Here is a 14201-nt window from a genome sequence, read left to right as displayed (position 1 = left end):
TCGCGTGCGCCCGGCTGACGCTGGGGGAACAGAACGTCTACCAGTCGTGCGGCGCCGCGACCGGCGTGACCCCACGTCACTTCTGGTCTGAAGGAAACCCTCCTGGTGCGTCCCACTCGTGCGACGGTCCTGCTCACCGCAGGTCTCGTCACCCTTCTCGGTGTTCCGGCCGCCGTGGCCGCCGAGGCTCCGCCCGTGCTCTACGTGAACAACTCCGCCGGCTCCTCCTGCACGGACGGCGGCCCCGGCTCGCAGACCGTGCCCTTCTGCACCATCTCGGCGGCGGCCAAGGCCGTGGCGCCGGGCCAGACCGTGCGGATCAAGACGGGCAAGACCTACGACGAGGCCGTCACCATCGGCAGCTCCGGCGCGCCGGGCAAGCCGGTCAGCTTCGTGGCCGACGGGCCGGTGGGCGGCACGGTGAGCGTGGGCCGACAGGGGCTCACCATCAGCGGTGCCTCGCACGTGGTGCTCCGTGATCTGACCTCCAGCGGCGGCCTCAGGGTCAGCCGCTCCGCCGATGTCGAGCTGGAGCGGATCAAAACGGTCGACCCGACGACCGGGGCGTCCCTCGTGGTCGGCGACGCCAGCACGGACGTGCGCGTCAGCCGGGCGCTGCTGTACGGCACCGTCCGGATCGAGGGCGGCGCCCAGCGCACCGTACTCAGCCGCAACGAGTTCCAGGGCGACAAGCCGGATCCGCTCACCGTGGTGGACGCCCCCGGCACCGTCATCACGAACAACTCCGTCCCGCTCGGCTGCGGCACGGCCGTTTCGCTCAGCGGCGGCTCGTCCGGCTCCGCCGTGTTCAACAACCTGATCAAGGGCAAGGACCTGTCCGGTCCGTGCGACCCGGCTCTGGGACGCGGGGCCATCACGGTGTCGCAGAGCGCCGCGGACGGCACCCGCTCCGACTCCAACCTGATCGCGGGCGATTTCAAGGCCGGGCAGGTCTACAAGTGGGGCGGCGCCGCCCACCAGGACCAGGCGGCCTTCCACGCGGCGACCGGCCAGGGCGGCCGGGACGTCGTGGTCCCCTCGGCCGAGGAAGTCGGCACGAAGGCCGTCGACTCCGCCGACGCGACGGCACCCGGCGTGCTGCTCACCGACTCCAAGGGCTACCCGGTCGTGGACGACCCCCGCGTGCCCAACACCGGCAAGGACGGCGGGTACCTCGACCGCGGCGCGCGCGAGGGCCAGAACTGGCTGGAGAGCACCCGGCTGGAGTTCGACCAGCCCTGGGCGCCGGCCGGCACCACCGTGAAGGCGACGGCCACCACGGTCAGCGCGTGGCCCGGAGCACTCACCCACCACTTCGACTTCGGTGACGGCTCCGCCCCCGTCGTCACCAAGGAGACCACCGCCACGCACGTCTACGGCTCGCCGTGCGAGTGCACGGCGACGGTCACCGTGTACAACGACGCCCAGCAGAAGGTCGCCGCCGGGTCCAAGGCCAAGGTGACCGCGCCCGGTCCGCTGACGGCCGCCTTCACCTCCAAGCCGTTCCTGCCGACCGCCGAGGACCCGCGGGCGTACGTCGCCCCGCTGACGGTCGAGGTCGACCCGGCGACCTCCGTCGCACCGTGGCCGGTCCGGCAGGTGGACGTGGACTTCGGTGACGGGGCCAAGGAGCGGGTGTCGGCGCTGGAGCCCGTCCGGCACGCGTACGCGCAGCCCGGCGACTACAAGGTGACCGTCACCCTCACGGACGCCAAGGGCGTCACCTCCGCCGTCAGCCGGACCGTGCAGGTCGCGTACGCCGCGTCCGGTTACGTGTCCCTGCACCCGTTCCGCGTCCTGGACACCCGTACCGCGGGCACCCCGGTGCAGGCCGGCACCGCCACCCCGGTGGCCCTGCCGGTCGTCTACTACAGCTCGGGCCCCCACCACACGGGCGGGGCCACCGCCGCCGTCCTGAACGTGACCGTGACCGGTGCCGGCGAGGACACCCACCTGAACGTCTGGCCCTCGGGCCAGCCGCGCCCGGCGACCTCGAACGTGAACGTCCGCGCGGGCGGCACCTCGTCCAACACCGTCACCGTGCCCATCGGCGCCGACGGCAAGGTCCTCGCCCAGCTCAACTCCGGCCGGGGGCACGTCGTCGTCGACTTCGTCGGCTACTACCAGCCCAACACCGGGCACCGGTTCGACCCGATCACCCCGACCCGGCTCGCCGACACCCGTACCGCGGGCGGCGCCCTGGGTGCCGGCCAGACCCGGACCGTCAAGGTCGCGGGCGTGCGGACCATCCCGCCGGACGCCACCGCCGTCGCGCTCAACCTGACCAGCACCGGCGCCACGACCAGCACGCACGTGATCGCCTACGCGGACGCGACGAAGCGGCCCGCCACCTCGAACCTGAACCCGGAGCCCGGCAAGGACAAGTCCAACCAGGTCATCGTCCCGGTCGGCCCGGACGGCACCATCACCCTCTACAACAACGCCGGTTCCACCGACCTGGTCGTCGACGCGGTCGGCTACTACCGCGACGGTGGCCTGGGAGTCCTGTTCACCCCCGTCGTCCCCAAGCGCCTGGCCGACACCCGCACCACCGGCAAGCTCGCCCCCGGCGCGACCACCACGGTCCCCGGTCTGCCGGCCGACGCCGTCGGCGCGGCCCTGAACGTCACCGCGACCGACACCAGCGACGCGGGATTCCTCACCGTCCACGGGTACGGGACCGCCCGTACGGACGCGAGCAGCCTCAACACCCGGCCCGGCGACACCGTCCCGAACCACGTCATCACCCCCGTCGGGGACGGCAAGGTCAGCGTCTGGAACAGCTGGGGCGGCAGCAACCACGTGATCACCGACCTGCTCGGCTACTTCACCTACACCCGGCCGTAGTGGTGCACACCGGAGCCCCGATCGGAATTCGCTTCCGATCGGGGCATTCCGGTCAGGGAGTTGGGGTTTCCGGCCGTTCGGCCGCGAGACCCCGGTGAAGCCGAGACGAATGGTGCGTCACATCTGTCGGCGGGACGGCGAGTCGGGTTCGAATACCTGATAGACAGTGGATATTCACGGCTAGACCTGCCGTACACCCTTGACGGCTCCTGGGGGGATCGCCGCACTGTGAAGCCGCTTCACCGTCACCTCGTCAACACCTCGCGCAAGGTCCTGTGCACGGCCGCCCTCGCGGCCAGCCTGACCACCGCCGCGGTCGTGACCAATCCGTCGACCGCCGACGCGGGCGAGTCCGAGCCGACTCCGGACAGCCCGCAGGCCACCGACCGCGGTGACGCCCGGCTGGACCTGCCCGACATCGTCGCAGACCCGCCGCCCACCGGCGCGGGCGCGCAGGAGGGGGCCAGCGGGATACCCGCGACCGCCCTCGACGCCTACCACCGCGCCGAGCTCTCGGTGGCGGCCGCGCTCCCCGGCTGCCACCTGCCCTGGCAGCTGCTCGCCGGCATCGGACGGGTCGAGTCCGTCCACGCGTCCGGCTACGGGCTCAAGGCCGACGGCTACACCGAGAAGCCGATCCGCGGCCCCCGCCTCGACGGCAACGGCTTCGCCGAGATCCGGGACACCGACAAGGGCGAGTTCGACGGGGACGCCGTCTACGACCGCGCCGTCGGCCCGCTCCAGTTCATCCCGTCGACCTGGGCCACCTGGGGCGCCGACGGCAACGGCGACGCCAAGCGCGACCCCAACAACATCTACGACGCCGCGCTGGGCGCCGGGCTCTACCTGTGCGCGGGCGACCGGGACCTGTCGAACCAGGCCAAGCTCGACGCGGCGATCCTCAGCTACAACAACTCCCGCGAGTACGTGAACACCGTGCTCGGCTACATGCGGCAGTACCAGAACGGCGGCGCCGCCGAGGTCCCGAACCCGCCGGCCGGGAACTACCCGCCCGTGCAGCCGGGCACCCTGCCGACCCCGCAGACCCCGATCACGCCGACCCGGACGCCCAGGCCGACCCCGACGCCGACCCCCACCCCGACGCCCAAGCCCACGCCGACCCCCACTCCGACTCCGACCCCGACCCCGGAGAAGCCGGCCCCGCACCTGCAGGACCTGACGCTGCTCGACGGGCCCGGGCTGACGGCCGAGGCGGGCACGGCCTTCGCCGTGGTCCCGAAGGTCAAGCTGCTGCTGAGCGACGGCAAGCCCGCAGCCGACCGCGAGGTGATCTTCGCGGTCGAGGAGGACACCACCGGCGGCACGCTCTTCGGGGCGGAGAAGTCCCTGGTGGTCAAGACGGGCTCGGACGGCATCGCCGCCGCGCCCGGTCTGAAGGCGGGCACCAAGGCGGGCACCTTCACGCTGCGCGCCTCCGCCTACGACACCACCACCAAGCTCACGGTGAACTTCGAGGGCCGCGTCACGGTGACGGTCGCCGACAAGCTGTCGCGCCCCGAGGGCTCGAAGCCGCTGGAGGCGGTCGCTGGTACGAGCCTCAAGGGCGTGGAGGTCCTCGCCACCGCCGCGGGCAAGCCCGTCGCCGGTACGGAGACGGTCGCGGACCTGGTCGTGAAGGGCGCGGACGGCAAGTGGGTCCCGGTGGACCCGGCGACCTCGAAGGGCCCGTACTTCAAGGACGAGGACGGCAAGAAGGTCTTCGGCCGCGTGCTCCCCAAGACGGGCGCCGACGGCAAGATCGTCCTGCCGGAGCTCTTCACCACGGACGCGGCCCCGGGCACGTACTCCCTGCGCCTGACCACCAAGGAAAACGTGACCCTGATCCTGGACATCAAGATCACCGCCCCCACCCCCCAGCCCCCGGCCTAAGGCCAAACCGGCCCGCTCCGGCCCCCGGCCCGGTCCGCCTCCCGGCCCGCTCCGGCTTCCCGACCTGGGCCGGTTGGGGGGCCTTCGGCCCGGGCCCTTGGCCCGGCCCGGCCGGCCCGGGGCCCGTCGGCCCCGGCAGGCCCGGGCCCCGGCCCGTACGGCAAGTGGCCCCCGGCACCGTCAAGGTGCCGGGGGCCACTGCCGTACCCCGCCCCCCACCCCGGGAGGGAAAAGGCAGGAGCCCTGCCGCTCCGCTCGCGCAGAGGTGACAGGGCTCCTTGGGTACTGCTTTTCCAACCCGCGACAGGTTGGCCCAGGCGACTAGGCCGGGGTGACGTTCTCCGCCTGCGGGCCCTTCGGACCCTGCGTGACGTCGAAGTTCACCGTCTGGTTCTCCTCGAGGGAGCGGAAGCCAGAGGCGTTGATCGCGGAGTAGTGGACGAAGACATCCGGGCCGCCGCCGTCCTGGGCGATGAAGCCGAAGCCCTTTTCAGCGTTGAACCACTTCACGGTTCCGGTAGCCATGAGCCCTCCTATGGGCCAAAGGGTCGCCCTGCTCCAGAACCTGCTAAGAAGTCTGAAAACTACAAAAGCCTGCGGGTCACATTCTCCGCAGGCCTCGTACTGCAAGGGAAACCAAACTGCAACTTGCGTCGAGCCTAGCACGCACCCCGCGGCGGAGACCAGAGGGAAAGATCACGTCACCCGGACGTTTGAGACCCGCCCGAAGGCTGACGCTGACGCGGGGGCTAGTCTCGCGATGTGGACGTCTACCGCAGCCGGCCCCGCGTCGGCCACATCCAGTTCCTGAACTGCCTTCCCCTCTACTGGGGCCTGGCCAGAACCGGCACGCTGCTGGACCTGGAGCTGACCAAGGACTCCCCCGAGAAACTCAGTGAACGCCTCGTCCAGGGCGACCTGGACATGGGTCCGATCACCCTCGTGGAGTTCCTCCGCAACGCCGACCAGCTCGTCGCCTTCCCCGACATCGCGGTCGGCTGCGACGGCCCCGTGATGTCCTGCGTGATCGTCTCGCAGGTGCCCCTGGAACAGCTCGACGGAGCCCGCGTCGCCCTCGGCTCCACCTCTCGTACGTCCGTCCGACTCGCTCAGCTGCTGCTTTCCGAGCAGTACGGCGTACGTCCCGACTACTACACCTGCCCGCCCGACCTGAGCGTGATGATGCAGGAGGCGGACGCGGCCGTACTGATCGGCGACGCCGCGCTGCGCGCCTCGCTCCACGACGCTCCCCGGCTCGGGCTGACCGTGCACGACCTGGGGCACATGTGGAAGGAGTGGACCGGACTGCCGTTCGTCTTCGCCGTCTGGGCCGCCCGCAAGGACTACCTCGCCCGGGAGCCCGGCGTCGTGCGCGAGGTCCACGAGGCGTTCCTCGCCTCCCGGGACGTCTCCCTGGAAGAGGTCACCAAGGTCGCCGAGCAGGCGGCCCGCTGGGAGGCCTTCGACGCGGACCTGCTGGAGCGGTACTTCACGACGCTCGACTTCCGTTTCGGCCCCGATCAGCTCGCCGGCGTACGGGAATTCGCGCGCCGTACCGGAGCCACGACGGGGTATGCCGGGGATGTGTCCGTGGAGCTGCTGAGCCCTGTGGTCCAGGAGGGCTGACCGGGTTTGCCGAGCGGTAGCCCATTGGGTCGGGCGGGCGAATGCGAAGTTTCCCGGGAATTCACGCCTTTTTGCATTTCTCATCGCGGAAGGGAAATGCAAAAGGGTGACGGGCCCTTCCCCCGCGCCCGCACGCCCTAGGCTGCTGCTCGGCCGGGTGGCACAAGGCGCCCGCGATCACGGGGAATTGGGGGACGCGATGCAGCCGCTCGAAGCCGGTGAGCCGCGGACCATCGGCGCGTACCGGCTGCTCGGCCGGCTCGGCGCGGGTGGCATGGGCCGGGTCTACCTGGGGCGCAGTGCGGGCGGCCGGACGGTCGCCGTCAAGATCGTGCACCCGCACTTCGCCGCCGACGAGGAGTTCCGGGCCCGGTTCCGCCGCGAGGTGGAGGCGGCCCGGCGGGTGGGCGGCGAGTGGACCGCGCCGGTGCTGGACGCGGACCCGGAGGCACCGGTGCCGTGGGTGGCCACCGGATACGTGGCCGGACCCTCGCTGGACCGGGCGCTGGCCGCGCACGGGCCGCTCCCCGAGTCCTCGGTACGGGCCATCGGCGCGGGTCTGGCCCGCGCCCTGGTGGCCGTGCACGGCCTGGGCCTCGTCCACCGGGACGTGAAACCGTCGAACGTGATGCTCACCCTCGACGGCCCGCGGCTGATCGACTTCGGGATCGCGCGGGCCACGGACGGCACCGCCTCGCTCACCTCCACCGGGGTCTCCGTCGGCTCGCCCGGCTACATGTCGCCCGAGCAGATCCTCGGCAAGGGCGTCACCGGGGCGGCCGACGTGTTCTCGCTCGGCGCGGTCCTGGCCTTCGCGGCGACCGGGCGGCCGCCCTTCACCGGGGACAACTCGGCCACCCTCCTCTACAAGGTGGTGCACGAGCCGCCCGAGCTCGGCGCGCTGCCGGCCGGGGAGCTGCGCGAGCTGATCGCGGCCTGCCTGGCCAAGGCGGCGGCCGAGCGGCCGTCCCCGGAGGCGGTCGCGGCGGCCCTCGGCGGTGCGCTGGGCGCCCCCGGCTGGCTCCCCGCGCCCCTGGTCGAGGAGGCCAGCCGGGCCGCGGTGGCACTGCTGGACCTCGACGCCGATCCCGCCGGGGACGGGTCGGGGCCGGCGGCCGGCTTCGGGGCGCCCGACCCGTCGTACGGGAGCGGAGCCGCGGCGGAGGCGCCGTCGGGGCCGGTGCCGTTCACGGCCGCCTCGTACGGGGGCCCGGCGGGCGCCGGCTTCGCCGCGCCCGGCCCGTACCAGTCGTACGGGAGCCAGGGCTCGGGCCCCGGGGTGTTCGGTGCCCCGACGGAGACCGCGGGCTCGAGCGCCGGCGGCGCCGGCCCGTACGGCACGTCCGGTCCCACCGCCGGCGGTCCATTGCCCGGACAGCGGACCGCCGCGGAGGGGACGCGGGGCCGGCAGGTCAGCGTCAGGGCGGCCGGCCGCCGCTTCAGCTGCACCCTCGTCCTCGCCGCGGCCGCCGGGCTCGCGGTGCTGTCCGGCGGGCTGTACGGGATGGGCCTGCTGCCCGGCCAGGGGGACAAGGGGCGGGACGTCGCCTCGGACGGCGGCCCGCGCACCTCGAGCCCGGCGGCCCCGGACGCCACCGGGCCCTCGGGGGCGCCGAGCGCGAGTTCCGCGGGCCCCTCCGGGACCCGCGCCGACGTGCCCAAGGAGCTCATCGGCACCTGGAAGGGCACCGTCACCACCGCCCGGCTCGGGGCCTCCACCGAGTTCGAGATCACCATCAAGGGCGGGAAGACCGGCGAGGTCGTCGCCCGGGACAAGTCGGTCCTGGCGGTCCTCGGCACCGACTGCAGCGGTGACTGGAAGCTGTCCTCCGCCACCGACCGCTCGCTCGTCCTGGACACGTCGGGCAACCGCAACCCGGCTCCCGGGATCTGCTCCAACGGCTCCGCCGACGAGCGGTTCACCCTCAACGCCAACGGGACACTGCACTACAAGTCCGGCGACAGGCCCGCCGGGAACCCCGAGGGCGACCTCACCCGCAGCCCGTGACGGGGCGCGGGAACCCCTGGCGTAGGCTGGATCGGTCCGGACCTTGACACAGACACACCGCCGAAAGGTGACTCACCGGTGACCGACCAGGCCGTTCTCCAGTCTGTCCTCGACCGCGCCGCCGCGGGGGGCCGGATCACCAGGGAAGAGGCGCTCGACCTCTACCGCCACGCGCCGCTGCACGCGCTCGGCCAGGCGGCCGACGCGGTGCGCCGCCGCCGCTACGCCGGTACCGAGCACATCGCGACGTACATCATCGAGCGGAACATCAACTACACGAACGTGTGTGTCACGGCGTGCAAGTTCTGTGCCTTCTACGCGGCCCCCAAGGACACCAAGAAGGGCTGGTCCCGCGACCTCGACGACATCCTGCGCCGCTGCGCGGAGACCGTGGAGCTCGGCGGCACGCAGATCATGTTCCAGGGCGGCCACCACCCGGACTACGGCGTCGAGTACTACGAGCACCACTTCTCCGCCATCAAGAAGGACTTCCCGCAGCTGGTCATCCACTCCCTCGGCGCGTCCGAGGTCGAGCACATGGCCCGCATCTCGGGCGTCTCGGCGGAGGAGGCCATCAAGCGCATCCACGCGGCCGGCCTCGACTCCTTCGCGGGCGCCGGCGCCGAACTCCTGCCGGAGCGGCCGCGCAAGGCGATCGCCCCGCTCAAGGAGTCCGGCGAGCGCTGGCTGGAGATCATGGAGATCGCGCACAAGCTGGGCGTGGAGTCCACCTCCACCATGCTGATGGGCACCGGCGAGACGAACGCCGAGCGCATCGAGCACATCGCGATGATCCGGGACACGCAGGACCGTACGGGCGGCTTCCGCGCCTTCATCCCGTACACCTACCAGCCCGAGAACAACCACCTCAAGGGCCGCACCCAGGCGACGATCTTCGAGTACCTGCGCATGATCGCCATCGCGCGGCTCTTCCTCGACAACATCGCCCACATCCAGGGCTCCTGGCTGACCGTCGGCAAGGAGGCGGGCCAGCTGTCGCTGCACTACGGCGCCGACGACCTCGGCTCGATCATGCTGGAGGAGAACGTCGTCTCCTCGGCCGGTGCCAAGCACCGCTCCAACCGCCAGGAGATCATCGACCTGATCCGCAAGGCGGGCCGCACCCCGGCGCAGCGCGCGACGACCTACGAGCACCTCCTGGTGCACGACGACCCGGCGAACGACCCGGTCGACGACCGCGTCGTCTCGCACATCTCCTCCACCGCCATCGAAGGCGGCACGGCGCACCCCGAACTGAAGCTCATCTCCACGAACTGACGCGTCCGAGACGATGCTGACGCTCCACACCGCCGAACTGCTCGTACCCGGGCCGGACCGCGCACCGCTGCCCGGCGCTGCGGTCCTCGTCGACGGCGAGCGGATCGCCCGCGTGGGACCGTACGAGGACCTCGCCGCGGCCTTTCCGCACGCCCGCACCCGCCGCTGGCCCGGGGTGCTCACCCCGGGGCTGCGGGTGCGCGGGGCGGAAGCTCTGCTGGAGCGGACGTACTACCCGGACGACCCGTACGAGGTCCCCGAGCTCGGCGCCGAACCGATCAGCGGTGAGGCCGCGCTGGAGGCGCTGAAGATGACCGAGGCGCGCTGGGGCAACAGTGCCCGGCGCGGCACGCAGAAGCTCCTCGCGCGGGGGGTGGTCGCCGTGTGCGGCCGCTTCACGGTCGCCTCGGTGCGCACGGCGGTGAGCCGCTCGGGGCTCGTGATCCTGCCTCCGGCCGCCTACGAGGGACCGCCCGCCCTGGATCCCCTCGCCGGCCGGGACGCGGCCGGGGAGGCCTTCCACGGGCTGCTGGAGCCGGGCGTGGTGGCCCGCTTCGCGGTCTACGCGGTGGCGGACGAGGCGGAATTGCTCGCCCGGGGCGCGACCACCTGCGTGGCCACGGTCATCGGCGGGCGACTGCTCCACCGTCGCCGCTGAGGCGTTCGACCTCGGCGCGCCGGGTGTCCTCGCGGGCGAGGGCCGCGAGGAGGCAGGCCTGCAGGCGGCTGATCCCGCCGAGCTTGGCCCGTATGTTGACGACGTGGAACTTGACCGTGCTGACGGACAGTTGCAGCTCGACGGCGAGCTCCCGGTTGGACGCGCCGGTGGCCAGGCACAGGAACACGGCCGACTCCTGCTCGGTCAGCTGCGCCTCGGCGCAGTGCGGGTCGGCGGGCAGGGCCTCGCCCGTCGTCTGCGGCCCGGCCGGTTCCCCGTACGACTCGTACGAGGGGAACCACGAGGGGACGCTGAAGCTGACGACGCGCACGAATTCCACTCCCCCCGAACCGCCCTCCTGCGGGCGGCTCTCCCCCTTATGGGACGCGTGGACCGGACAGGTAGGTTCCATTCGGGTCGAACGGCCACGCGTTCGCCTTGCAGCCGAGCAGCCCCTTGATCTGCTGCATCATCGCGGGTGCGGGCTTTCCCGGGCCCGGGCACGTCTCGTGTTCGCGGCCGATCTCGTGCCCGACCTCGTGGTTGACGATCAGGGCCCGGTACTCCTCCACCGGGCCGTTGAACTGCGGTGAACCCTCCTGCCAGCGCTTGAGGTTCACCACCACGGTGTGCCCGGCCCGGCAGTTGGTCTCGCCGATGAGCTCGGGGGTGACCACGTCGCACAGCAGGTCGGTGGTCGTGGGTGTCGCGATCTTGACGGTGAAGTCCACCGGCTGGCCCGCTCCGACGAGCTGGAAGCCGTAGGCCGGGTCCCGGGTCCAGCCGCGCGGGTCCGAAAGGATCGCCTCGACCGAGCGGGCGGCCGACTCCGGGTCGACGCCGCTGCCCTCCTCGACCTCGATCCGCCACCGCAGCGCGGGACCCTTGCCCTTCGCCGTGCCGGCGGTGCTGGAGGCGGTGAAGGTGCCCGGCCGGGCGGGCGTCGCGGCGCCCGACGGCGTGCCCGACGGCTTCTGGGAGGGGGCGGCGGAGGACGGGGACGGCGCGGGGGACGGCTTGCCGCCGTTGGGGACCGCGTTCCCGGCTTCGCCGGCGGACTCCCCGTCCGTCGGCTCCGGCTGGACCGCGCTCCGGCCCCCGGCGGCCGTGCCGGCCTCGTCCTGGGGGATCAGCGCGTACGCGGTCGCCGAGACCGCGACGAGCGCGGCCGAGCCGAGGAGTATGGTGCGCCGCAGCCGCTTGCGCCGCTCGGCCCGGCGCCTGGCGCGCGGGCCGTTGCGGCGGGAACGACCGGTGGAATGGCCTGCCGGCATCGTGGAGCCCTCTGTTCGCGGCGGCCACTGCCGGACCGGCCGCGACTGGGCTCTGATCCGGTGGGTGACCCTCACCGGGCCGCACCCTGGCAGTCAATGCGTCCGCGGGGGTGCGGCGCAACTGTCCTTCGGACCAGTTCTACGGTGGGGAGCGGGCCCGCCACTGCGGGGCACGGGCCGGAGCCCCGGCGGTCGGGGGCGGCCCGGCCTGAGAGGATGGGGCCGTACCCGCCGATCCGCATCGCACACCGAGGGGCGAACGCCAGTGACAAGGGCCTCCCTGGACAAGCAGCCGCACGAAGTCGCCTCCATGTTCGACAGGGTCGCGGCGAACTACGACCTGACCAACGACGTCCTGTCCCTCGGCCAGGACCGGGTGTGGCGCAAGGAGGTCGCCAAGGCGGTCGACGCGCGCCCCGGGCAGAAGGTCCTCGACCTGGCCGCCGGCACGGCGACCTCCTCGCTGCCCTTCGCCGCGACCGGCGCGTACGTCGTCCCCTGCGACTTCTCCCTGGGCATGCTCAGGGAGGGCAAGAAGCGGAACTCCTGGCTTCCGCTGACCGCCGGCGACGCGACGAAGCTGCCGTTCAAGGACGACGTCTTCGACACCGTGACGATCTCCTTCGGCCTGCGCAACGTCCAGGACACCGACGCCGCCCTGCGCGAGCTGTACCGGGTGACCAAGCCCGGCGGCCAGGTCGTGATCTGCGAGTTCTCGCAGCCCACCTGGGCGCCCTTCCGGACGGTCTACACCGAGTACCTGATGCGCGCGCTGCCGCCCGTCGCCCGCGCCGTGTCGTCCAACCCCGACGCGTACGTGTACCTCGCCGAGTCCATCCGCGCGTGGCCCGACCAGCCGGCGCTCGCCGGGCTGCTGCAGAAGGCCGGCTGGTCCAAGGTCGCCTGGCGCAACCTGACGGGCGGCATCGTGGCCCTGCACCGGGGCACCAAGGCCTGAGGGTGGACACCAAGCCCTTCGACTACGCCGGGCTGCTGGAGCGGATCGCGGTGGACATCGCCCCGCTGCTCGGCAGCGGCACCCCGGCCGAGTACATCCCGGCGCTCGCCTCCGTGGACCCGGGGCAGTTCGGGATGGCGGTCGCCGACCTCGACGGCAACGTCTTCGGGGTGGGCGACTGGCAGGTGCCCTTCTCCGCGCAGTCCATCACCAAGGTCTTCGCGCTCGCCCTCGCCCTGGCCGAGGGCGGCGACAGCCTGTGGGAGCGGGTCGGCCGGGAGCCCTCGGGCAACCCGTTCAACTCGCTCGTACAGCTGGAGTACGAAAACGGCATTCCACGCAATCCGTTCATCAACGCGGGCGCCCTCGTGGTCACCGACGTGCTCCAGACCCTGACGGGCGACGCGAGCAGCGAACTGCTGGAGTTCCTGCGGCAGGAGAGCCAGAACCCCGACATAGGCTTCGACGCCGAGGTCGCGGCCTCCGAGCAGTCGCACGGCGACCGCAACGCCGCCGTCGCCCACTTCATGGCCTCGTACGGCAACATCGTCAACCCGGTGCCGGCGCTGCTGGAGCACTACTTCTGGCAGTGCTCCATCGAGATGAGCTGCGCCGACCTGGCCCGCGCCGGACGCTTCCTGGCCCGGCACGGGCTGCGGGCGGACGGCTCGCGGCTGCTGACGCGCAGCGAGGCGAAGCAGGTCAACGCGGTGATGCTGACCTGTGGGACGTACGACGCGGCGGGCGAGTTCGCGTACCGCGTCGGCCTGCCGGGGAAGAGTGGCGTCGGCGGCGGGATCGTCGCGGTGGTCCCGGGCCGGTGCGTCCTGGCCGTCTGGAGCCCCGGCCTCGACTCCCGCGGCAACTCGGTCGCGGGCGTGGCCGCCCTCGACCGCTTCACCACCCTGACGGGCCTGTCGGTCTTCTGACGCCCGCGTCCGAACACGTCGGGCAAATCCAGCCCCGCCGGCGTTTGAGGCGCGGGGTCTGGGGCGGAGCCCCAGGGCCGGGCGGAGCCCCAGGGCCGGGCGGAGCCCGGTCAGTCGGCCCCCAGGGAGAGCTCGTAGCGGCGGCCATGGCGGGAGCCACCCGGCAGCGGCAACCGCTCGGCAAGCGTCATGCCCAGCCGCTCCGCCACCGCGATCGAACGGGCGTTGGCGTCGTCGATCATCGCCACCACGTGCGGAACACCGGCCGCCCGGACCCGTTCCAGCGTGGCCAGCGCAGCGGCATACGCGTAGCCCCGCCCCCACGCGGAGCGCCCCAGCCGCCAGCCGATCTCGATCTCGCCGACCGGCCCCCACGACTTCTCCGCGGGCCACGGCTGCGCGCCGGTGAAGCCGATCACCGCGCCCTCCCCGTCCAGCAGGGTCCACAGGCAGTAGCCGAGCTGTGCGTCGTGCATGCGCTGGCGCGCGGACAGCTCCTCGTACGCGGAACGTTCCGCGGGACCACCGAGGAACTCCATGACGTCGGGGTCGGCGAAGACCGCGTGCCAGGCGTGCGCGTCCTCGTCCGTGGGCACGCGGAGCTGTACGGCGGGAAGCGGCCGGGTCGGCGAGGTGGTCATCGGAGGCACCCTTCGGATCGCGATCTCTCTCGCTGCATAGACTGCACATGTCCGGTGCCGTTGGGCACCCTTTATCGAGCCTTCGGGAGACC

The 14201-nt window shown here is 72.4% G+C and carries 12 protein-coding genes; 8 read left to right on the top strand and 4 right to left on the bottom strand.

Annotation, left to right across the window (positions count from 1 at the left end):
• Window positions 1-105 precede the first annotated feature (105 nt).
• Both ACZ6JT_RS13285 and ACZ6JT_RS13280 read left to right on the top strand, forming a co-directional pair.
• Entirely contained in the window at window positions 106-2847 is a 2742-nt protein-coding gene (locus ACZ6JT_RS13285) for a PKD domain-containing protein (protein ID WP_469209455.1), read from the top strand.
• Between the two features lie 228 nt (window positions 2848-3075).
• Window positions 3076-4737 carry a lytic transglycosylase domain-containing protein gene (locus ACZ6JT_RS13280; RefSeq protein WP_469209454.1) on the top strand — a complete coding sequence of 554 codons (1662 nt, stop codon included), beginning with the start codon at window positions 3076-3078 and terminating at the stop codon, window positions 4735-4737.
• A gap of 321 nt (window positions 4738-5058) precedes the next feature.
• Here ACZ6JT_RS13280 and ACZ6JT_RS13275 read toward each other — a convergent pair whose 3' ends face one another.
• Window positions 5059-5262: a cold-shock protein gene (locus ACZ6JT_RS13275; RefSeq protein WP_030012116.1), complete on the bottom strand. Its 204-nt coding sequence runs from the start codon at window positions 5260-5262 to the stop codon at window positions 5059-5061.
• A gap of 237 nt (window positions 5263-5499) precedes the next feature.
• Between ACZ6JT_RS13275 and ACZ6JT_RS13270 the strand changes: the two genes are divergently transcribed.
• The 4 genes from ACZ6JT_RS13270 (at window position 5500) to ACZ6JT_RS13255 (ending at window position 10307) form a co-directional block, all read left to right on the top strand.
• Window positions 5500-6363, top strand: a complete 864-nt coding sequence (locus tag ACZ6JT_RS13270) for a menaquinone biosynthetic enzyme MqnA/MqnD family protein (protein WP_469209453.1) — start codon at window positions 5500-5502, stop codon at window positions 6361-6363.
• A 199-nt stretch (window positions 6364-6562) separates the two neighbouring features.
• Window positions 6563-8371: a serine/threonine-protein kinase gene (locus ACZ6JT_RS13265; protein WP_469209452.1), complete on the top strand. Its 1809-nt coding sequence runs from the start codon at window positions 6563-6565 to the stop codon at window positions 8369-8371.
• 78 nt (window positions 8372-8449) lie between these two features.
• Window positions 8450-9649 carry a cyclic dehypoxanthinyl futalosine synthase gene (gene mqnC, locus ACZ6JT_RS13260; RefSeq protein ID WP_376620479.1) on the top strand — a complete coding sequence of 400 codons (1200 nt, stop codon included), beginning with the start codon at window positions 8450-8452 and terminating at the stop codon, window positions 9647-9649.
• Between the two features lie 13 nt (window positions 9650-9662).
• Entirely contained in the window at window positions 9663-10307 is a 645-nt protein-coding gene (locus tag ACZ6JT_RS13255; protein ID WP_469209451.1) for an imidazolonepropionase-like domain-containing protein, read from the top strand.
• Here the strand turns inward: ACZ6JT_RS13255 and ACZ6JT_RS13250 are convergent.
• Both ACZ6JT_RS13250 and ACZ6JT_RS13245 read right to left on the bottom strand, forming a co-directional pair.
• On the bottom strand, window positions 10273-10638 hold the full coding sequence (locus tag ACZ6JT_RS13250) for a response regulator transcription factor (RefSeq protein ID WP_469209450.1): 366 nt from the start codon (window positions 10636-10638) through the stop codon (window positions 10273-10275). The two genes, ACZ6JT_RS13255 and ACZ6JT_RS13250, sit on opposite strands and share 35 nt — an antisense overlap.
• Window positions 10639-10684: 46 nt before the next feature.
• The gene (locus ACZ6JT_RS13245) at window positions 10685-11581 is read right to left on the bottom strand and encodes a DUF3152 domain-containing protein (RefSeq protein WP_469209449.1); all 897 of its coding nucleotides are present in this window, start codon (window positions 11579-11581) and stop codon (window positions 10685-10687) included.
• A gap of 265 nt (window positions 11582-11846) precedes the next feature.
• On the opposite strand from ACZ6JT_RS13245, the gene ACZ6JT_RS13240 reads away from it, so the two are divergent.
• Together ACZ6JT_RS13240 and ACZ6JT_RS13235 are read left to right on the top strand one after the other, a co-directional pair.
• Window positions 11847-12539, top strand: coding sequence for a demethylmenaquinone methyltransferase (locus ACZ6JT_RS13240; protein ID WP_469209448.1), 693 nt, complete (start codon window positions 11847-11849; stop codon window positions 12537-12539).
• A gap of 32 nt (window positions 12540-12571) precedes the next feature.
• A complete protein-coding gene (locus tag ACZ6JT_RS13235; protein WP_469209664.1) occupies window positions 12572-13468 on the top strand; it encodes a glutaminase in 897 nt (298 codons plus the stop codon).
• A 110-nt stretch (window positions 13469-13578) separates the two neighbouring features.
• Here ACZ6JT_RS13235 and ACZ6JT_RS13230 read toward each other — a convergent pair whose 3' ends face one another.
• A complete protein-coding gene (locus ACZ6JT_RS13230; protein WP_469209447.1) occupies window positions 13579-14109 on the bottom strand; it encodes a GNAT family N-acetyltransferase in 531 nt (176 codons plus the stop codon).
• Window positions 14110-14201: the final 92 nt, after the last annotated feature.

This window comes from Streptomyces sp. NPDC046308, assembly GCF_055588065.1.
Note: the sequence above shows the minus strand (reverse complement) of the source record. Positions and strands in the feature narration are given on the sequence as shown.